Origin of the sequence: Rhodococcus sp. WWJCD1, assembly GCF_002258735.1 — a bacterium.
Taxonomy (GTDB): domain Bacteria; phylum Actinomycetota; class Actinomycetes; order Mycobacteriales; family Mycobacteriaceae; genus Rhodococcoides.
This window is the reverse complement of record NZ_NOXY01000026.1, coordinates 1-20,665: the sequence shown is the minus strand read 5'-3', so window position 1 is coordinate 20,665 and position 20,665 is coordinate 1. Positions and strand designations below refer to the sequence as shown.

The window sequence follows — 20,665 nt, the reverse complement described above, 5'->3', positions numbered from 1 at the left end:
CTAGGGAATGAGGACCTGTACGAGTGAATCCTGCATCCAGGTCAGCCAGTGGTACACATCGAGATGCGGAGCGCGAGGATCACCCTCGTCGAGGACGTCCGGTGTGTCCGCACTGATCCCCAGCGTCGTGCCGAGCGCCAGCCTCACGTCGTTGAGGCCGGTCAACCATGCATCCGCTTGCTCCTGGGTCAGCACGATCTTGCCACCGGACTCGGGAAGCGTGGCCAGGATGATCGATCCGGCCGCCAACTTCTCGTCGATGATCTCGGGCTCGTGGAGGCCACGCAGAGCGCCGTTGAGGTCGGTCGGATCCTCCTCGTCGCGGCTGGGATCGGCGCGGTGGAAGTCCGGAAGCAGCCGCGCCAGCGCGGCATCGTCGGGCGGAGTGTTGTGGCCGGTACGCAGACCGGTCAGCGCGGCCAGCTCGTCGGTGGGGGCAGCGGCGGATCGGTCGCGCAGCAGACCCAGTACCGAGCCGACGAGAGACCGAAGCACTGCCGCCTCACGCGCGTCGATCTCGGATTTGATCTTGACCCCGGACAGCGAATTCCGTCTCGTCCACGTGCGCACTGTTGCTGATGTCCTTCTCTGCCGTAGAGGTGGTGAGCTACTACTTGTCCTGCTGCATCGTGGCCCACAGACCAGCCGCATGCAGGCGTCGAACATCGTTCTCCATCGCGTCGCGCTCGCCGCTCGACACGACGGCTTTGCCCTCGGAGTGCACCTGCATCATCAGCTCGGTGGCCTTGGCCTTGCTGTAGCCGAAGAGCTTCTGGAACACGTAGGTCACGTAGTGCATCAGGTTGACCGGGTCGTCCCACACGATCGTGACCCATGGAGTGTCGTGTGACTCGTCGGCAGCAACGGCCTCGGTCTGGGCCGGAACCGCCTGCGGTGATGCTGCGACAACATCACCTGCCGAGACGCCGTCCACGGGCAGAAGCGTTCCATCCACCGTCAACCAAGGCATGTCCACAGGGTACGGCGTGTCGGGCCAGCGTCACACGCTCGCCCCTGCGCTCGTAGTGTGGGCGAGGTGAGCAACGACGCGACCACAGATCACGCGATTTTCACCGACGACGTCAGTACCGCGCTGCTGACCGATCAGTACGAGTACACGATGCTCTCAGCCGCTCTGGCCAGCGGTAACGCAGATCGTGTCTGCAGCTTCGAGGTCTTTGCGCGACGGCTGCCTGCGGGCCGCCGGTACGGAGTTCTCGCGGGCACCGGCCGCATCCTCGACGCCATCGCGCGCTTTCGTTTCGGCCCGGACGAGCTACGCATCGTGGCCGAATTTCTCGACGCCGACACCGTCGAGTGGCTGCGCAACTACCGATTCACCGGCGACATAGACGGCTATCGCGAAGGGGAGCTGTACTTTCCCGGCTCCCCCGTGCTGACCGTCCGCGGAACCTTCGCCGAGTGCGTCGTCCTCGAAACACTCGTGCTCTCGATCCTCAATCACGACAGCGCGATCGCATCGGCGGCAGCACGGATGGTGGCGTCCGCGAAGTCCAGGCCGATCATCGAGATGGGATCGCGTCGAACCCACGAGGAAGCGGCCGTCGCCGCATCGCGTGCGGCGTACCTCGCCGGGTTCACCGCGACGTCCAATCTCGAAGCCGTCCGCCGGCACGGCGTCCCCGGAGCCGGCACATCGGCTCACGCGTTCACCCTGCTGCACACCACCGTCGACGGCCCGGACGAACGGTCCGCATTTGCGGCGCAGGTACGAGCACTCGGCGTGAGCACCACGCTGCTCGTCGACACCTACGACATCACCCAGGGCGTCGCCAACGCCATCGAGGTCGCCGGGCCCGAACTCGGCGGGGTACGCATCGATTCCGGCGACCTCGGAGTGCTCGCGCGGCAGGTTCGCGACCAGCTGGACGCCCTGGGTGCGCCGAAGACCAGGATCGTCGTTTCGGGCGACCTCGACGAGTACGCCATCGCCGCGCTGCGGGCCGAACCAGTGGACTCCTACGGCGTCGGCACGTCACTGGTCACCGGTTCCGGTGCCCCGACGGCGGGCATGGTCTACAAGCTGGTCACGGTCGACGGCATCCCTGTCGCCAAGCGCAGCAGTCACAAAGAATCGCGCGGGGGCACCAAGGCCGCGGTGCGAACGGCGCGCAGCACCGGCACCGCCGTCGAGGAGATCGTGCACCCCTTCGACTCTCCCCCGACCATCGGCGACGATATGACGGTGGAGACGTTGACCACGCCTTTGGTCCGCGGCGGCGAGCGCGTCCCCGGCCTGCCGACGCTGGCCGACGGCCGTGAACTACTGGCCGGGCGCCTGGTCAGCCTCCCGTGGGAGGGCCTGAAACTGTCTCAGGGCGAACCGGCGATACCCACCCGCTTCGTCGAAGGCTAGGGGCGGTGTCGATGCCGAACCCGGTGGGCAATCGGCAGTAGTCTTCTTCGGTGCCGTCGAAGACCGAGTTGCCAACCGTTCCCGCTCTACTGCAGGTAGCGGTGCACTCACTGGGCGGCAAGGAACGGAGCAATCAGCTGACGATGGCGTCGGCGGTGGCGCACTCGATCGATACCGGTGAGCATCTCGCGGTGCAGGCAGGCACCGGTACCGGAAAGTCCCTCGCCTATCTCGTCCCGAGCATCAGGCACGCGGTCGACTCCGGAAAGACCGTCATCGTTTCCACGGCCACCATCGCACTGCAGCGGCAGTTGGTCGACCGCGACCTGCCGCGCCTGTCCGACGCACTGACCGAGGCTCTGGGTCGACGACCGAAGTTCGCGATCCTCAAGGGCCGCAACAACTACTTGTGCATGAACAAGATCCACACCGGTGCCGCGCAGGAGGCACCGGACGCAGAACTGTTCGACCCGTTCGCGGTCTCGCGCATGGGCCGAGAGGTGGTGCGGCTGACCAAGTGGTCGTCCGAGACCGAGACCGGCGACCGCGACGACGTCGTGCCCGGAGTCAGCGATCAGGCCTGGCGCCAGGTCAGCGTCACTGCGCGCGAATGCCTCGGCAAGTCCCGCTGCCCCGTCGGCGAGGATTGCTTCGCCGAGCGCGCCCGCACCGAGGCCGCCCAGGTCGACGTCGTGGTGACCAATCACGCGCTGCTCGCGATCGATGCGATCACCGGCATCCAGATCCTGCCCGAGCACGACGTCGTGGTCGTCGACGAGGCTCACGAACTGGTCGATCGAGTGACGGGCGTTGCAACAGAGGAGCTGTCGGCAGCAACCGTCACCGCTGCCGCTCGCCGGAGCGCGAAGTTGATCGAAGAAGAGACGGTGGACCAGCTCGAAGGTGCAGCCGAGAACTGGGCCGCGATTCTCGACGAGCTGCCCCCGAGTCGCTGGCAATCTCTGCCCGACGGCGTCGGGCCGGCCCTCGCCTCCATCCGCGACGCCGCCTGGGCAGTGCGCACCGCGATCGGCCCCAACAAGCAGGGCATGGCGGCCAGCGACCCCGAGGCTGCCGCGGCTCGCAGCGCTGCACTCGTCGCGGTCGACGAGGTGCACGACAGCGCCGTTCGAGTTCTCACGGCCTTCGACGAACCCGATCCGGCCAAACGCAGGGACGTCGTCTGGCACGCGGTCGACGATTTCCGCGGCAACGTCAAACGCACGGTCCGTATCGCCCCGCTCTCGGTCGGCGGACTGCTCCGAGCGCGCCTGTTCGCCGAGTCCACCGTGGTCCTGACGTCGGCAACCTTGACCGTCGGCGGGTCGTTCGACGGGTTGGCCGTCAACTGGGGCCTGCCTGCGGAGACGCCGTCCCGGAGCGATACCGCGATGGCGTCGGGTGTGGAACCGCCGTCCGATACCGGGTCGATCCGGTGGAATTCGCTCGACGTCGGGTCACCGTTCGATCATGCCCGGGCCGGCATCATGTACATCGCCAAGCACCTCTCACCGCCCGGACGCGACGGCCTCTCCAAGTCCTACCTCGACGAAATCGAGTCTCTGGTCAGCGCAGCCGGAGGACGCACACTCGGACTCTTCTCGTCGATGCGTGCCGCCAAGGCCGCCGCGGAGGAAATGCGCGAGCGACTCGATACGCCGATCCTGTGCCAGGGCGACGATTCCACCGGCGCACTGGTGCAGAAGTTCGCCGACGACGAGGCCACCTCCCTGTTCGGGACGTTGTCGCTGTGGCAGGGAGTGGATGTGCCGGGCCCGTCGCTCAGTCTGGTGATTCTGGATCGGATTCCGTTTCCGCGGCCCGACGATCCGCTGCTCGTAGCCCGTCAGCAGGCCGTCGAATCCCGCGGCGGCAACGGGTTTCTCGCTGTCGCCGCCAACCATGCCGCCCTGCTGCTCGCGCAGGGCGTCGGCCGGTTGCTCCGCAGCGTGGACGACAAAGGCGTTGTCGCCGTTCTCGATTCACGTCTGGCCACTGCCCGCTACGGCGGTTACCTCCGAGCCTCGTTGCCTCCGTTCTGGGAGACCTCGGACCCGGAGGTGGTGCGCAAGGCGCTCACCCGGCTGGCGGGAAAGTAGCGCCACTACCGCTACGGAGTGGACACCAATCCGAGCTCGGCATCCGAGGCCAGGCCGTCGTGATGCGGCAGCACCCGCACGGTGTATCCCACTGCGCCGCTGTGCGGCAGCGTGCTCTCGCCGGCATAGACGTGCTCACCGCCCTCCGTGCCCACGTGTGTCATGGGCGTCGCGGAGATGTCGGTGAGGTTCTCCTCGTCATCGGCGCGACCGACCACCGCCTGCACCACGACGTCCGCCGCGTCCAAGCCGCCGAGATCGACGTTCGCGCGCAGCGACAGTTCCGCACCGATCACCGGAGTATCCGGTAGCCCCTCACTGTCGACGCGGGTGACTTTCACTGCGCCCCAGGCCTGTTCGACGCGGCGACGGTACGACGCCACGTCCGTGGCACCGCGGTGACCGTCGGCCGACGCCGCGCGAGCGGACTCGGCAGCAGGCGCGTAGTAGCCGAGCGTGTAGTCCTGAACCATTCTCGACGCCAACACCTTCGGGCCCAGCTGTTCGAGGGTGTGCCGCACCATTTCGATCCATCGACCGGGCACGCCGTCCTCGCCGCGGTCGTAGAACTTGGGCAGCACAGCCTGTTCGAGCAGCTCGTACAGAGCAGCTGCTTCGAGATCGTCCCGTCGATTGTCGTCGGTGACACCATCGGCCGTCGGGATGGCCCAGCCGTTCTCGCCGTCGTACATCTCGTCCCACCAGCCGTCGCGGATCGAGAGGTTGAGGCCGCCGTTGAGTGCCGATTTCATGCCCGAGGTGCCACACGCTTCGAGCGGCCGCAGCGGATTGTTCAGCCATACATCGCATCCCCAGTACAGGAAGCGCGCCATGGACATGTCGTAGTCGGGCAGGAACACGATGCGGTGCCGCACGTCGGCTTGATCGGCGAACTTGACGATCTGCTGAATGAGCGCCTTTCCGCCGTCGTCGGCCGGATGCGACTTGCCTGCGACCACGAGTTGGACCGGTCGTTCCGGGTCCAGCAACATCGCCCGCAGTCGCTCGGGTTCGCGCAGCATCAGAGTCAGTCGCTTGTACGTCGGTACGCGACGAGCGAAACCGACGGTCAGCACGTTCGGATCGAAAACACTTGCAGTCCAATTGATCTCGGCTTGCGTGGAACCGCGTTCGAGTGCCGACCGCCGCACTCGGCGGCGTACCTCGTCCACCAACTGCGCACGCAGAGCGTTACGCGTGGACCACACGCGCTCCGAGGACATCTCCCCCTCCTGTGCCCATTCCCGAGCAGACCACGTCGGGGCATGGACGCCGTTGGTGACCGATCCGATCGGCACCTCGGACGCATCGAATCCCGGCCACAGACCGTTGAACATCTCGCGGCTGACGATGCCGTGGAGTTTCGACACACCGTTGGCTCGTTGGCCGAGCCGCAATCCCATGTGCGCCATGTTGAACACCGAGGCGTCGCTCTCGCCGCCGAGGGCGAGGATTCGATCCATCGGCAAACCCGGCAGCAGCGCCGAGTCCGCGCCGCCGTCCGCACTTCCGAAGTAGTGCCGCACCAGATCGGCCGGAAACCGGTCGATTCCGGCCGGGACAGGGGTGTGGGTGGTGAAGACGGTGCCGGCCCGCACCGCAGCCAGCGCTGCGTCGAAATCCAGGGTTCCCGAGGTGACGAGTTCGCGGATGCGTTCGACGCCCAAGAAGCCGGCGTGGCCCTCGTTCATGTGGAACACCTCGGGGTCGGGAAGTCCGTGTGCACGGGTGTAGGCCCGGATCGCTCGTACTCCGCCGATACCGGCGAGGATCTCCTGTTTGATGCGGTGATCCTGGTCGCCGCCGTACAACCGGTCGGTCACCCCGCGCAGCTCGGGATCGTTGTCGGCGATGTCGGAGTCGAGCAACAACAGTGGGACGCGCCCCACCTGGGCGATCCACACACGCGCCCGCAGAACGCGAGATCCCGGCATCGACACGTGGATCAGCACCGGAGAATCGCCGTCGTCGGTGAGCAACCGCAGCGGCAGACCGTGCGGGTCGAGGGACGGATAGCGTTCGGCCTGCCAGCCGTCGGCAGTCAGCGACTGGCGAAAGTACCCCGAGCGATAGAGCAACCCGACGCCTATCAACGGCAGGCCCAGGTCGGAGGCCTCCTTGAGGTGGTCCCCAGCCAAGATGCCGAGCCCGCCCGAATAGTTCGGCAACACTTCGGTGACACCGAACTCCATGGAGAAATACCCGATGCCCGACGGCAGGGCCCGCCCCTTCGACAGCTCGTTCTGGTACCAGAGCGGACGGGCGAGGTAGTCGTGCAGATCCGCCTCGGCGGCGTCCAGCTCGGCCAGAAAACGCTCGTCGGCCGCGAGTTCCTCGAGGCGCGCGGGTGCGACAGCTCCCAGTACAGCCACCGGATCGCGCTCGAGTTCGGTCCACAACAGTGGATCGATGTGCTCGAACAGATCCTGCGTCGCCGAGTGCCACGACCACCTGAGGTTTGTCGAGAGCTCGGCGAGGGCATTCAAGCGGGCGGGAAGATGGGCTCGGACGGTGAATCGGCGCAAAGCTTTCACAGGATCGAACCCTACCCACGGACACCTGTGTCGATGGGCGGCTTACACGAAATCTGCTCTGCGGTGCCCGTCGCGGGCAGTATGCGTCGGCGCACGCGCCATCTGCATTGCTGCATTACGGTTGACGAATAGAAGCACACCAATATCGGTTCGATCAGAGGTTGCGCCCGCGCAGCCATACCTCTAGCGAAGAATGGAGTGTGAAGTGACAGGTCGACTTGGTATCGACAATGTCCTTCCAGATACGACGACCGGGAAGTACCCCGCGAAAGCGGTGGTGGGCGAGACGTTTCCAGTCTCCGCCGACGTCTGGCGCGAGGGTCACGACGCGGTGGCCGCGACACTGTCGGTGCGCGGACCGGGAGGCAAACTCGAACGCATCCCGATGACACCGGGCCGCGAACCCGACACGTTCGACGCGGTGTTCGTCCCCTCGCGGCCGGGTTACTGGATCTGCCGCATCGAAGCGTGGAGCGATCCGATCAGCACTTGGCGCCATGCCGTGGAAGCCAAGCTCGGAGTGGGCCAGAGCGCGCACGAACTCGCGAACGACCTGGAGATCGGGGCGCGGCTGTTCCTGCGCGCCGCCACCGGGGTTCCTGCCGAAAGCAGGCAACTGTTGGCCGACGTCGCTGCCGCGCTGCGCGACACCGACCGCCCACTGCCGGCCCGAGTGTCGTCGGCGTTCGCGTCGTCGGTCGCCGAACTGCTGTTCGCGCACCCGCTGCGCGAGCTGGTGACCCGCTCGCGCGCGGTCAACATCTGGGTCGATCGCAATCTCGCTCTCAACGGTGCCTGGTACGAGTTCTTCCCTCGATCGACCGGCGGGTGGAACGAGGACGGATCGCCGCGGCACGGCACGTTCGCAACGTCGATCGAGCAGTTGCCCCGCATCCAGCGGATGGGATTCGACATCGTCTACCTGCCGCCCATCCACCCGATCGGCACCATCAACCGCAAGGGCCCGAACAACACGCTGACTCCGGGCCCCGAGGACGTCGGGTCGCCGTGGGCGATCGGATCCAAGGACGGCGGGCACGACGCCATCCATCCCGAACTGGGAACCGAGGACGACTTCCGTGCCTTCGTCGCTGCCGCGCAGGAGCACGGCCTCGAAGTGGCGCTCGACCTCGCCCTGCAGGCCGCTCCCGATCACCCTTGGGCAGCAACGCATTCCGAGTGGTTCACCGTGCTGCCGGACGGCACGATCGCCTACGCCGAGAACCCACCGAAGAAGTACCAGGACATCTACCCGGTCAACTTCGACAACGACCGACGCGGCATCTACGAAGAGGTACTGCGCGTGGTCCGGTATTGGATCTCGCTGGGGGTCAAGGTCTTCCGAGTCGACAACCCGCACACCAAGCCACCGGACTTCTGGGAATGGCTCATCGCCGAGGTCAAGAAGACCGACCCGGACGTGCTGTTCCTCGCCGAGGCCTTCACCCGTCCGGTGCGCATGTACGGATTGGCACAGCGCGGGTTCACCCAGTCGTACACGTACTTCACCTGGCGTACCGCCAAGTGGGAGCTGACCGAGTTCGCCGAGGAACATGCCCGACGCGCGGACGATGCGCGGCCCAACCTGTTCGTCAACACTCCGGACATCCTGCATGAGAGCCTGCAGCACGGCGGGCCCGGAATGTTCGCTCTGCGAGCGGCTCTCGCGGCGACGATGGCACCGACCTGGGGCGTCTACTCCGGGTACGAGCTGTTCGAGCACCAGGCCGTGCGTGAGGGCAGCGAGGAGTACCTGGACTCGGAGAAGTATCAGTTGCGTCCGCGCGACTTCGAGGGTGCGCTCGCCCGAGGCGAGTCGCTCGAGCCCTGGATCACCACGCTGAACGCGATCAGGCGTGCGCATCCGGCGCTGCAGCAGCTTCGCAACATCCACTTCCACACGATCGACAACGAAGCGTTGATCGGGTACTCGAAGTTCGACCCGCAGACCGGCGACTCGGTTCTGGTGGTGATCAACCTCAACCCGTTCGGAGCCGAGGAAGGCACCATCCATCTGGACATGCCTGCCCTCGGCCACGACTGGCAGGACACCCTCACGATCAAGGACGAGGTGAGCGGCGTTCATTACGACTGGGGCCACACCAATTTCGTCCGACTCGAGCCCTGGACGTCGGTGGCGCACATCTTCACGCTCCCCCACATTCCCTACCCGGCACGAATCGAACTGGCCTACCGCGGCAACCGAAAGTGAGTGGATTCAACGTGACCAAGAATCCGACGACGCCCGAAGACACCGTCGCAGCCCCGTCCGACAACGATCTGGAACTCATCGCGGCGGGTCGGCACTACAACCCGCATTCCGTTCTCGGTGCCCATCCGGTACCCGGCGGAACGGCCATCCGAGCGCTCAAGCCCGACGCCGAGAAGGTCGTCGCCCGAGTCGGCGGTGTCGACCACGAGCTGACTCACGTCGCGCACGGGGTCTTCTCGGCGCTGCTGCCGTTCAAGGACCTGATCGACTATCGGCTCGTCGTGACGTGGCCCGGCGGGCACGTCTCCGAATCCGCCGACGGATACCGGTTCCTCCCCACTCTCGGTGAGCTCGATCTACATCTGTTCGGTGAGGGTCGGCACGAGCGGCTGTGGGACATCCTCGGCGCGCATCAGCAGTCGTACGCGACACCGGACGGTCCAGTGGTCGGCACCTCGTTCGCAGTGTGGGCCCCCGCAGCGCAGGGCGTCACCCTCGTCGGCGACTTCGACGGCTGGACCGGCCGCAGCTGGCCCATGCGCGTACTGGGCTCGACCGGTGTGTGGGAGCTCTTCGTTCCCGATATCGCGCCGGGTGCGTTGTACAAGTTCCGCGTTCACGGCGCCGACGGTTCGGTCAAGGACAAGGCAGACCCGATGGCCTTTGCCACCGAGGTTCCGCCGTCGACCGCATCGGTCGTCACCGCGTCGTCGTACACGTGGAACGACGAGAAGTGGCTCGACACCAGGGCCGGAATCGAGCCAACGCAGGCACCGATGAGTGTCTACGAGATCCACCTGGCGTCGTGGCGACCGGGCCTGGGGTACCGCGAACTGGCCGAGCAATTGGCCGAATACATCACCGAGACAGGGTTCACCCACGTCGAGCTCCTCCCGGTCGCCGAGCACCCTTTCGGCGGGTCGTGGGGCTACCAGGTGACGTCCTACTATGCGCCGACCTCACGTTTCGGCAGTCCCGACGATTTCCGCTACTTCGTCGACCACCTGCACAGCGCCGGAATCGGCGTCATCGTCGACTGGGTGCCTGCGCACTTCCCCAAGGACGAATGGGCCCTCGCTCGATTCGACGGAGGCCCGCTCTACGAACACGGCGACCCCCAGCGCGGCGAGCAACTCGACTGGGGCACACTTGTTTTCGACTTCGGCCGCCGAGAGGTGCGCAACTTCCTGGTCGCGAACGCGCTGTACTGGATCGACGAGTTCCACATCGACGGCCTCCGTGTCGACGCCGTGGCATCGATGCTGTACCTGGATTACTCCCGCCCCGAGGGCGGTTGGTCGCCGAACATCTACGGCGGCCGGGAGAACCTCGAGGCCGTCACGTTCCTGCAGGAGATGAACGCGACGGTGCACAAGAAGCACCGCGGCGTCGTCACCGTGGCCGAGGAGTCGACGGCATGGCCCGGCGTCACCCGCCCGACGAACGTCGGCGGACTCGGCTTCAACATGAAGTGGAACATGGGCTGGATGCACGACACCCTGGGATTCCTCGGGCGTGATCCGATCCATCGCAGCTACCACCACCACGAGATCACCTTCTCCCTCGTCTACGCGTGGAGCGAGAACTACCTGCTGCCCATCAGCCACGACGAGGTGGTGCACGGCAAGGGGACGCTGTGGACTCGGATGCCCGGTGACGACTACACCAAGGCAGCAGGGCTGCGCGGCATGCTCGCCTACATGTGGGCGCACCCGGGCAAGCAACTGCTGTTCATGGGCCAGGAGTTCGGCCAGACCCGTGAATGGTCCGAGGAACGCGGCCTCGACTGGTACCAGATCGACGAGGAGCCCCTGCACAACGGCGTCAAATCCCTTGTCTCCGATCTGAACTCGACGTACAAGTCGCACCCGGCACTGTGGACACTCGACACCTCGCCGAGCGGGTACTCGTGGATCGACGCCAACGACACCGAGAACAACGTGCTGAGCTTTCTGCGGTACGGGTCCGACGGTTCGGTCATCGCGTGTATTTTCAATTTCTCCGGTTCCGAGCACGGCAGCTATCGTGTGGGACTACCGGAACCCGGCCGTTGGATCGAGATCCTGAACACCGATGCAACGGAATACGGCGGCTCCGGAATGGGCAACCTGGGTGAAGTGACGGCAACATCGCACTCGTGGCACGGTCGACCGGCGTCAGGCCAGGTTGCACTTCCCGCCAACGGGGCGATCTGGATAAAACTGGAGCGATAGATGAGTGGCGGCCGCACACCCCGACTACTGGCCGCGGCCGCCACTGCAGGACTCCTTCTCCTCGCCTCGTGCGCACAGACTGTCGGCGGCAACGCCGTGTCCATCTACGAGAACCCGTTCACCGTCGCCGGACTGCCGGTCACGAGCGGACCGAGCGGGCCACGACCGGGTGTCCCCGATTCGACGATCGAGGTCGAGAACGCCGAGGGCACCGACTCCGATATCCTCGCCACCAACGCGATCGACGACATTCAACAGTTCTGGGCCGAGCAGTACCCAGCCCTCTTCAAAGGCTCGTTCACGCCGATCTCGAACGTGGTCTCGTGGGACGCGTCCGAGGACGAGGGATCCGGCGTCAGGTTCTGCGGGGATCGAACCGGCGGTATCCCCAATGCCGCGTATTGCACGCGCGACGACTCGATCGGGTGGGATCGCACCATTCTGCTTCCTGCTCTGGTCGACGCATTCGGACCGATGTCGGTGGTGATGGTGATCGCCCACGAATACGGTCACGCCATCCAGCATCAATCGGGACTGGTCGGAGACGACACTCCCACCATCGTGGCCGAGCAACAGGCCGACTGTTTTGCCGGCGCGTTCATTCGCCATGTCGCAGAGGACGATTCGCCGCACTTCACCATCAATACCTCCGACGGACTCAACGGCGTTCTCGCCGCGACCGTCGCCGTTCGCGATGTCGATCCCAACGATCCGGAATCGGTGCACGGCTCGGCCTTCGAGCGCGTCACGGCTGTGCAGATCGGCTTCACCGACGGTGCCGGGGCCTGCACGAGCATCGACGAGGCCGAAATCGACTCGCGTCGAGCATCGTTGCCGCAGAAGTTCGATGATCCGGACGACTCGGGTGAACTACCGGTCACCGAGGACTCCCTCGACGCCTTCACTCGATCCTTCGAGCAGGTACTGCCCGTCACAACTCCCCCGGCCGTCGACTACACCGGTTCGGACGTCGGATGCGCCGACGCCGAAGCCACTGCGCCGGTGTCGTACTGCCCCTCGACCAATACCATCGGCGTCGACGTCGAGGCCCTGGCCGAAGTCGGACAGCCCGAGACCCCGCAGCGCGGAGACATATTGCCGCTCAACGTCTCCGGTGACTACAGCGCGTACGTGCTGTTCGCCTCCCGCTACACGCTCGCGGTGCAGAAGGAAGCCGGCCAGACCCTCGACGACCCGCAGACCGCTCTGCGTTCGGCGTGCCTGTCCGGGGTCATCACCTCGGCGATGAGCGCCGAGAACGGTTCGACGGGCCTCGAAGTCTTTCTTTCCCCAGGCGATCTCGACGAGGCGGTGTCGGGCCTACTCAGTGACGGACTCGCAGCCAGCGACGTCAACGGAACGACGTTGCCATCCGGATTCTCCCGAGTCGACGCCTTCCGCTCGGGAGTTCTCGGCGGCAAGGAGCTGTGCGACTCGCGCTACAGCTGAGGAACTCAGTACAGAGCGGACGCGAGTTTGCGCCGCGCGGACACCACCAGCGGATCGGCTGCGTCGAACAACTCGAACAGCTCGAGGAGTCGAGTGCGCAGTGCGGTCCGGTCGTCGCCCGCACTGATCTTGATGCCGTCGATCAACCGAGCGAAAGCCTGCTCCGGTTGCTGAGCAGCCATCTCGGCGTCTGCGGCCGCGATCCGGGCCTGCACGTTCGCGGGATCGGCGTCGGCGATCTCGATGGCGTCAGGTGCAATGTTCTGCACCCGAGCCAAGAACCTGACCTGACGCAGCGCCGCGACGGCGTCGGTGTTCTTCGGTTCGGCGTCGATGATCGCCTGGTATGCGGCCGCCGCCTTGTCGAAGTCGCCCTCGTCGATGGCTTCCTCGGCAGCGACGATTCTGGGGTCCTCGATCTCGGGTTCCGGTTCTGCAGCAGCCGCCCCGGGAGGCCCGGTGAGCTTTCCCGCAGTCGCCTGCTCGACGGCCTGTAGCCACTGACGCAGCTGCTCGTCCGACTGCGTTCCCTCGAAGTCGGCCAGTGGCTGACCGGCTGCAACGGCAACCACAGTCGGAATGGCTTTCACACCGAACGCCTGCGCGATCTGTGGATTGGAATCGACGTCGACGCGGGCCAGCACCCACGTGCCGCCTGCCTCGACGGCCAATTGGCCGAGCTGTCGCGTCAACGCCTGCGATTGCGGGGAGCGGGCCGAACCGAGATCGACGATCACCGGGACCTGAGTGGATCGTTGCAGAACCTCGGCCTCGAACGTCGCCGCGGTCACGTCCACGATCGGTGCGAGTCCCCCGGATTCACCGGCGGGCTCGGCCGCGGGAGCAGGTGCCGGACGGTCCTTGAGAACGGACAGGTCGACAGCACCGGCGATCGAGGCGGGGACGGCAGCTGACGGGCGGACGGGAGGACGGGAACCGGGTCGAGTCACGTTCTACAGTTTGTCACTAACCCGATGCGTCATCCACTGGCGGGCAGTCAGGACAGGACCTTCGCGTCGGCTACGGGTCGGCCTGTGCTCAGCTCGGCGAGGCGTCCGGTGCGCGCGGCCCAGATCTCGAAGATCACCGTGCCGAACGGTGGGAATGCTGCGACGAGCGCCAGCAGTGTTGCCTTGACGTCCCACTTCAACTTCACTGCCGTCAGCACCGCGATGCCCAGGTACACGACGAACACGCCGCCATGGATCGGCCCGAAGATCTTCACGCCGATTTCGTTGCCATCGGCGGGGATGTACTTGAACGCCATTCCGATCAGCAGTCCCAGCCAGGTGAACGCTTCGAGTACAGCGATGAAACGGAAACGGGTGGCCGTGCTGCTCAGGTTGAAGAAGTTGGTCATGCCAGCCATTGTGCCCGGTTTGCTACGACAGAACGTAGTGGCTCTGGTCTCACTCCCGACCAGAGCCACCGCGGTCCTACGTCTTCGGTACTCGAACGATGAGCGCGTCGCCCTGTCCACCGCCGCCGCACAGTGCGGCTGCGCCGACTCCGCCGCCGCGTCGCTGCAGCTCGAGGGCCAAGTGCAATGCGATGCGGGCACCGGACATGCCGAGGGGATGTCCGATGGAGATCGCGCCACCGTTGACGTTCACGATCTCCGGATCGATGCCGAGCTCGCGTGTCGAGGCGATTCCGACCGCCGCGAACGCCTCGTTGATCTCGACGACGTCGAGGTCCTTCGGATCGATGCCGTCCTTCGCGCACGCCTTGGCAATCGCCCGGGCCGGCTGCGACTGCAGCGTGGAGTCGGGACCTGCCACCACTCCGTGGGCACCGATCTCGGCGAGCCAGGTCAAACCGAGCGACTCGGCCTTTTCCTTGCTCATCACGACGACGGCGGCAGCACCGTCGGAAATCTGCGACGCCGATCCCGCGGTGACGGTTCCGGCCTTGTCGAAGGCGGGTCGAAGCTTTCCGAGGGAATCGACCGTGGTGTCGGCGCGGATGCCTTCGTCTTCCGTGACCTGGATCGGATCGCCCTTGCGCTGCGGAACGGACACGGGGACAACCTCGTTGTCGAATACGCCGTTCTTCCAGGCGGCTGCGGCTTTCTGATGCGACGCGGCAGCGAAAGCGTCTTGCTCCTCGCGGCTGATGGCTTCGGCACTCTGGTTCCGCTGCTCGGTGAGTGCGCCCATGGCCTGGTCGGTGAAGATGTCGTACAAACCGTCGTACGCGAGGTGATCACGCATCGTGACGTCGCCGTACTTGAACCCGGCGCGCGACTTTTCGAGCATGTGCGGAGCCTGGGTCATCGACTCCTGCCCACCGGCGACGACGATCTCGAACTCACCGGCGCGGATGAGCTGATCGGCCAGCGCGATGGCGTCGACACCGGACAGACACACCTTGTTGATCGTCAGTGCAGGCACGGTCATCGGAATGCCGGCGGCAACGGCAGCCTGACGGGCCGGAATCTGGCCGGCTCCGGCGGTCAGAACCTGTCCCATGATGACGTAGTCGACCTGATCCGGCGCAACACCGGCCTTCTCGAGGGCACCCTTGATGGCGATTCCGCCGAGGTCCGATCCCGAGAAGTCCTTGAGTGCGCCCGAGAAGCGCCCGACGGGCGTACGAGCACCGGCAACGATGACTGTTGTGGTCACGATTTCCTCCGAAAGTGTGAAGACGGCCTTGTCGAGATCAACGCTCCGACGCCCCCTACCGATACCGGCCGGGCGGAGCACCGAAACGCAGCTGGCGCTAACGTCATGGCCATGACCTCCAGCACGCAGTCTTACACGGGAGCCCCGCTGCGCTCCGACCTGGTGACGGCTATAGACCACGTGGGTGTCGCGGTGCCCGATCTCGACGCCGCCATCGCCTGGTACACCGACCACCTCGGCATGGTCGCCGTGCACGAGGAGATCAACGAAGAACAGGGCGTTCGCGAGGCGATGCTCTCGTTCCCCGGTGCCGGAGAGAAGTCCGCTGCACTGCAGTTGCTCGCCCCGATCGACGAGTCGTCCACCATCGCCAAGTTCATCGGACGCAACGGACCGGGACTACAGCAGTTGGCGTACCGCGTCACCGATATCGAGGAGATCTCGAGCGAATTGCGCGCCCGCGGCGTTCGGCTGCTGTACGACGCCCCGCGCCGGGGCACTGCCGATTCTCGGATCAACTTCGTCCATCCCAAGGACGCCGGTGGCGTGCTCATCGAACTCGTCGAGCCGAACCCCGACGCGCACTGATCGAACTCTGTGAACGAGCCGTATGGCTCTCTACTTGACTCACCGGTAAATTGACGGCCATGGCCATCGATCATGAGCGCACTTCCGCGGTGCAACTTCCCTTTTCCATCGTCCGGAAGGGGTTCGATCGCGACGAAGTCACCAACTACTTCGAGCGGTTCGACGCCGAGCTCCGGCTGACGACCGCTGATCGTGATGCGGCCGCAGCCCAGGCTCGTGATCTGGCCAAGCAACTCGACGACGCGCGTGACGAGATCGACGAACTGCGCAAGGACATCGATCGCCTGTCGGTTCCGCCCACCACAGCGGAGGGTATGAGTGATCGCATCTCGCGCATGCTGCGGTTGGCCTCCGACGAGGCATCCGAGGTACGCGCCAAGGCGCACTCGGAGTCCGAAGAAATGATTTCGGTTGCGCAGCAAGAGAGTGCGCGACTGCGGGGACGGCACGAGTCACTGGTGGCAGAACTCGAAGAGCGTCGGACGGCGCTCGAGACCGAGCACCAGCAAACGATGGCTCAGGCGCGCACCGAGGCAGCCCGGGTGGTCGAGGCCGCGCAGGCCGAGCGCGACAAGCTGGCCGCCGAGTCCGAGGCCAAGCGCGCCGAGGTTCAGGAAGATTTCGAGATCACGATGGCCGAGCGCCGCACCAAGGTGCTGACCGCGCTCGAAGAACTCGAAGCGTCGAGCAAGGCCGATGCTGCCCGCCGCATCGAGGAGGCAACCACCGAGGCTGCTCGACGGCTTCAATCCGCCAGCGAACAAGCCGAACGGCGGATCGCCCACTCCAAGGAACTGGCCGAGGAGTTGCGTGTGCTGCGCAGCCGCGTGCTCGCTCAGCTGCTCGGAATCCGTGGCCAGCTCGATTCGGTTCCGGCCATGCTCGCCTCGGTCAACCGCGAGAGCGAACTGCTCGACAATCCCGACCCGACGGCAATCCTCAAGAAGGAAGAAGAGAAGGCAGCCGCGAAGGCCGAGGACGAGAAGGAATCGGCCGACTCGGCGTCCTGATTTCGCAGTACACGCTGGGCCTCCCCCGCTACGACCACTTGCGGGTGAGGCCTCGTGTGTTTCGGCCGCTCCAACATCCGGTGTGCCAATGTCTGCGGTTGTCCGCGCCCCCGAAATCGTCCGACGGCCACGCGACGATATGCGCGACGCCCGGCCGCACCTCGTGATCGCAGCCAGGGCAGCGATACGTCTTGACGGCCTTGGCACCCGGGATCATCCGCGTCGTGTACGTGTCTCCATCCGGACCGACCTCGACCCGGTTGCCACCCAGCACCGAGTCGGTTGCCGGACCGAGATCACTCGGGCCGCTCCGATTCGGTCGGCGGGGTTGGTTACGACGGGGCACCCGTCCAGTGTAGAGAACAGGCCGACTCGTGCCGACAGTCGTCAGAAAAGACGGAACTCGGTACTGTCGGTTCCCCGTAGGACGTCGTAGTCGAGTGTGAGACAACGAATGCCGCGGTCTGTGGCCAGCGTCTTCGCCTGCGGCTTGATGACCTGGGCAGCGAAGACTCCGCTCACCGGGGCCAGCAGCGGATCACGATTGAGAAGCTCCAGGTAACGGGTCAACTGCTCGACGCCGTCGATCTCACCACGTCGCTTGATCTCGACGGCCACTGTTCCGCCATCAGCGTTGCGGCACAGCAGATCCACCGGGCCGATAGCCGTCATGTATTCGCGTCGGACGAGGGTGTATCCGTCGCCCAAGGTGCTGACGTGCTCGGCCAACAGCTCCTGAAGATGTGCCTCCACACCGTCTTTCACCAGACCCGGGTCTATGCCCAGCTCGTGACTCGAGTCGAGCTCGACGTCATCGATGGTGATGCGAAGTTCCTCGCCCGCCTTGTTGGTGACGACCCATTTGATCGTCTCGTCTTCGGTGGTCTCGACCGTCCAACACGGCGGAGACATCCAATTGAGCGGCTTGTACGCGCGGTCGTCCGCATGCACGCTGACCGATCCGTCGGACTTCACGAGCAACAGACGGCGAGCGGACGGAAGGTGTGCGGTGAGACGGCCGACGTAGTCGACTTGGCAACGAGCAATAACTAAACGCACTCGACCACCATAAGGCAGGCGCCCCGTTAGTCTGTGACGACCATGCCGCAATTGAGACGATCCGCCGCTCCCCTGGGTTCCCGACTGCTCGGCGACACCTCCGAGTCCCCGCGCCGACGACGGGTTCGCATTCAGCTGCTGTTGACGGTCTTCCTCATCCTGTCGAACCTGATCGGCGCCGTCATCGTCGGTGTGTTGATCAGCGTTGTCGTGCCGGGACCGGACGTGCTCGATCCGAGCAAGTACTGGTGGGTCAACTACATCGTCGTACCGGTCTACGTGTTCGTGGCATTCGTCGTCGGTGCTGTCTGGGGCACCACGCACGCCCTGCGAAGCTTGCGGTGGGCAATCGAGGACCGTCAACCCAGCCGCGAGGAGCAGGTCGCGACGCTCGCTATGCCCTGGCGACTGACGCGAATCCAGATTCTGCTGTGGATCGGAGCCTTGCTGCTGCTCCCCACGATCGACGGGATCATCGACCCGGCGTCGATTCCCAAGGTTGCCTTCACGATCGCCGCAGGTGGCACCGTCGTCTGTGCGTTCAGTTACCTACTCAGTGAATTCGCGCTTCGTCCCGCTGCCGCTCGGGCCCTCGAAGCCGGTGATCCTCGACGAATTCGTATCGCAGGAGTCATGGGCCGCTCCATCCTGTCGTGGCTACTGGGAACGGGCGTCCCGGTCAGCGGCTTGATGATCATCGCGATCTTCCGCTTCATCAACCCCGAAACCACATCGACTCAGTTGGCCATCTCCATCCTCGCGTTGGGTGGCATCACGATCGTGTTCGGGCTCGCGTTGACCGTGCTGGGCGGCTTCGCGACCACTTCACCCATCAACAACGTGCGTGCGGGTATGGCCGAGGTGGAGAAGGGCAACATGGATGTCCGCCTCGCGGTGTACGACGGCACCGAGCTCGGCGAGCTGCAGAGTGGGTTCAACCGTATGGCCGACGGCGTGCGCGATCGAGAGAAGATCCGCGACCTGTTCGGCCGACACGTCGGACACGAAGTTGCCGAGAAGGCGTTGCAGTCCGACAGCGAACTCGGCGGCCAAGAACGCGATATCGCAGTGTTCTTCATCGACCTCGTGGGTTCGACCGAACTGGCGGCATCCCGGCCCCCTACCGAGGTCGTGGACCTACTCAACCGATTCTTCGCAGTCGTGGTCGACGAGGTGGACGAACACGGCGGCTTCATCAACAAGTTCGAGGGAGACGCCGCGCTGGCCATCTTCGGAGCCCCGAACGAAATTTCCGACCACTGCGGCTCCGCACTGGCTGCAGCACGAGCAATTTCTCGGCGGTTGTTGGTGGAAGTGCCCGAATGCAGCGCCGCCGTCGGCGTCGCTGCCGGACGGGCGGTTGCCGGCAACGTCGGTGCAAAGTCCAGATTCGAGTACACCGTTATCGGAGACCCGGTGAACGAGGCAGCTCGTCTCTCCGAACTGGCAAAGAATGCGCCCGGAGCTATCCTCGCCTCCAAGACTGCCGTCGACGGTGCTGCTGACGAGGAAGCACATCGTTGGGAATTCGGTGATGCAGTCACTCTTCGCGGACGCTCTGCGGAAACAGTTCTTGCAAATCCGAAGGACGTCAAGGTCGAGGCGGATGAGCACGAAGCTGTTCACGCCTGACCCGATCGTTGGGCTCAGAAGGTGTAGTGCGCTGCGTCCCTGCCGTTTTCATCACTGACGACTTGGCCGTCCTTTCCCGGTCCCCTCGCAAACGCGCTCGCGTTTGTCGAACGCTCACCACATCGCTGACGATTCTGCGCGCGCCTCGCGAAGGCGAGCGCGTCTGCAGAAGCCAGGTGTGCGTAAGCCCGCCAACCTCGATCGCCAAGCTTCGATAGCAGTACTCGACTTGTTGGGGTTCAGTCCGGTTCGGGGGCCCGCAAACGCGCGCGCGTTTGCGGGTGCGCTCAGTCTGGTGACTCTGTTCTGTTCGCGTCTCGCAAACGCGCGCGCGTTTGTGACCGAGGTTGGCAATGACAAGTCAGGCGGCCGACCCAGCTGGGCATCACTGATTCCCTTTGTTTGCGGGAAATGCGCTCGCGTGTGCGACGGGGGGTGACAGTGACGAGTCGACGGCCGACACCATCGGAGGCAACCGGCGGTGCTGACACCTCTGGATTATGCGAATGCGCGTGCGTTTGTCAGGTGCGCGCGGTCTGGTGTCGCTGTTCTACTCGCGTCTGGCGAGTGCGCTCGCGTGTGCGACCCGGGTGGGGGCGAGACACGCGGCCGCATCGCAATGATGGGACTTGCGGTGCAGATGTCGGAGCCCTGGAATTCAGGGATACCGACGACGGACAAGGCCACGAATACTGTTGTGACTGTAAGTGGTTTCGAATGCAAACAGCCCCCGACCATGATGGTCGGGGGTTGTCTGGTCCAAGTTGTGTTCGGCGGTGTCCTACTCTCCCACACCCTGTCGAGTGCAGTACCATCGGCGCTGGAGGGCTTAGCTTCCGGGTTCGGAATGGGACCGGGCGTTTCC

At 65.1% G+C, this 20,665-nt stretch carries 16 protein-coding genes and 1 rRNA gene; 8 read left to right on the top strand and 9 right to left on the bottom strand.

Annotated elements, in window-relative coordinates; translation table 11 throughout:
- Both aosR and clpS read right to left on the bottom strand, forming a co-directional pair.
- Positions 1-570: an oxidative stress transcriptional regulator AosR gene (gene aosR / locus CH286_RS18195; RefSeq protein ID WP_032375959.1), complete on the bottom strand. Its 570-nt coding sequence runs from the start codon at positions 568-570 to the stop codon at positions 1-3.
- A 40-nt stretch (positions 571-610) separates the two neighbouring features.
- Entirely contained in the window at positions 611-970 is a 360-nt protein-coding gene (clpS, locus tag CH286_RS18190) for an ATP-dependent Clp protease adapter ClpS (RefSeq protein ID WP_170944785.1), read from the bottom strand.
- Between the two features lie 150 nt (positions 971-1,120).
- Here clpS and CH286_RS18185 point away from each other — a divergent pair, with 150 nt between their 5' ends.
- Complete coding sequence (locus tag CH286_RS18185) at positions 1,121-2,377, top strand: nicotinate phosphoribosyltransferase (RefSeq protein ID WP_230592419.1); 1,257 nt, start codon at positions 1,121-1,123, stop codon at positions 2,375-2,377.
- A 50-nt stretch (positions 2,378-2,427) separates the two neighbouring features.
- Positions 2,428-4,476, top strand: coding sequence for an ATP-dependent DNA helicase (locus CH286_RS18180; protein WP_032402288.1), 2,049 nt, complete (start codon positions 2,428-2,430; stop codon positions 4,474-4,476).
- An 11-nt stretch (positions 4,477-4,487) separates the two neighbouring features.
- Here the strand turns inward: CH286_RS18180 and glgP are convergent, their stop codons facing one another.
- Positions 4,488-7,010, bottom strand: a complete 2,523-nt coding sequence (gene glgP, locus CH286_RS18175; RefSeq protein ID WP_094610030.1) for an alpha-glucan family phosphorylase — start codon at positions 7,008-7,010, stop codon at positions 4,488-4,490.
- A gap of 205 nt (positions 7,011-7,215) precedes the next feature.
- Between glgP and CH286_RS18170 the strand changes: the two genes are divergently transcribed.
- Genes CH286_RS18170 through CH286_RS18160 form a run of 3 tightly spaced genes read left to right on the top strand, consistent with a single transcriptional unit; the run spans position 7,216 to position 12,884 of the window.
- Positions 7,216-9,222 carry an alpha-1,4-glucan--maltose-1-phosphate maltosyltransferase gene (locus CH286_RS18170; protein ID WP_032376028.1) on the top strand — a complete coding sequence of 669 codons (2,007 nt, stop codon included), beginning with the start codon at positions 7,216-7,218 and terminating at the stop codon, positions 9,220-9,222.
- An 11-nt stretch (positions 9,223-9,233) separates the two neighbouring features.
- On the top strand, positions 9,234-11,435 hold the full coding sequence (gene glgB, locus CH286_RS18165) for a 1,4-alpha-glucan branching protein GlgB (RefSeq protein WP_094610109.1): 2,202 nt from the start codon (positions 9,234-9,236) through the stop codon (positions 11,433-11,435).
- Positions 11,436-12,884: a metallopeptidase gene (locus CH286_RS18160; protein ID WP_094610029.1), complete on the top strand. Its 1,449-nt coding sequence runs from the start codon at positions 11,436-11,438 to the stop codon at positions 12,882-12,884.
- 5 nt (positions 12,885-12,889) lie between these two features.
- Here the strand turns inward: CH286_RS18160 and CH286_RS18155 are convergent, their stop codons facing one another.
- The 3 genes from CH286_RS18155 to CH286_RS18145 all read right to left on the bottom strand — a co-directional run bounded on the left by CH286_RS18155 (position 12,890) and on the right by CH286_RS18145 (position 15,511).
- A complete protein-coding gene (locus CH286_RS18155) occupies positions 12,890-13,777 on the bottom strand; it encodes a tetratricopeptide repeat protein (protein ID WP_094610108.1) in 888 nt (295 codons plus the stop codon).
- A gap of 104 nt (positions 13,778-13,881) precedes the next feature.
- Complete coding sequence (locus CH286_RS18150) at positions 13,882-14,253, bottom strand: DUF3817 domain-containing protein (RefSeq protein ID WP_170944783.1); 372 nt, start codon at positions 14,251-14,253, stop codon at positions 13,882-13,884.
- Between the two features lie 67 nt (positions 14,254-14,320).
- Positions 14,321-15,511: an acetyl-CoA C-acetyltransferase gene (locus tag CH286_RS18145; RefSeq protein WP_094610028.1), complete on the bottom strand. Its 1,191-nt coding sequence runs from the start codon at positions 15,509-15,511 to the stop codon at positions 14,321-14,323.
- 105 nt (positions 15,512-15,616) lie between these two features.
- On the opposite strand from CH286_RS18145, the gene mce reads away from it, so the two are divergent.
- Positions 15,617-16,099: a methylmalonyl-CoA epimerase gene (gene mce, locus CH286_RS18140; RefSeq protein ID WP_441347127.1), complete on the top strand. Its 483-nt coding sequence runs from the start codon at positions 15,617-15,619 to the stop codon at positions 16,097-16,099.
- 59 nt (positions 16,100-16,158) lie between these two features.
- Positions 16,159-17,109, top strand: coding sequence for a hypothetical protein (locus tag CH286_RS18135; protein ID WP_094610027.1), 951 nt, complete (start codon positions 16,159-16,161; stop codon positions 17,107-17,109).
- A gap of 28 nt (positions 17,110-17,137) precedes the next feature.
- On the opposite strand, the gene CH286_RS18130 is transcribed toward CH286_RS18135, so the two are convergent.
- Positions 17,138-17,455, bottom strand: coding sequence for an ATP/GTP-binding protein (locus CH286_RS18130; RefSeq protein ID WP_094610026.1), 318 nt, complete (start codon positions 17,453-17,455; stop codon positions 17,138-17,140).
- Positions 17,456-17,496: 41 nt separating this feature from the next.
- Positions 17,497-18,168, bottom strand: coding sequence for an endonuclease NucS (gene nucS / locus CH286_RS18125; RefSeq protein ID WP_032375951.1), 672 nt, complete (start codon positions 18,166-18,168; stop codon positions 17,497-17,499).
- A gap of 42 nt (positions 18,169-18,210) precedes the next feature.
- On the opposite strand from nucS, the gene CH286_RS18120 reads away from it, so the two are divergent.
- Positions 18,211-19,800 carry an adenylate/guanylate cyclase domain-containing protein gene (locus CH286_RS18120; RefSeq protein WP_094610106.1) on the top strand — a complete coding sequence of 530 codons (1,590 nt, stop codon included), beginning with the start codon at positions 18,211-18,213 and terminating at the stop codon, positions 19,798-19,800.
- 768 nt (positions 19,801-20,568) lie between these two features.
- Here the strand turns inward: CH286_RS18120 and rrf are convergent.
- Positions 20,569-20,665: ribosomal RNA gene (gene rrf / locus CH286_RS18115) — 5S ribosomal RNA — on the bottom strand; the annotation flags it as partial.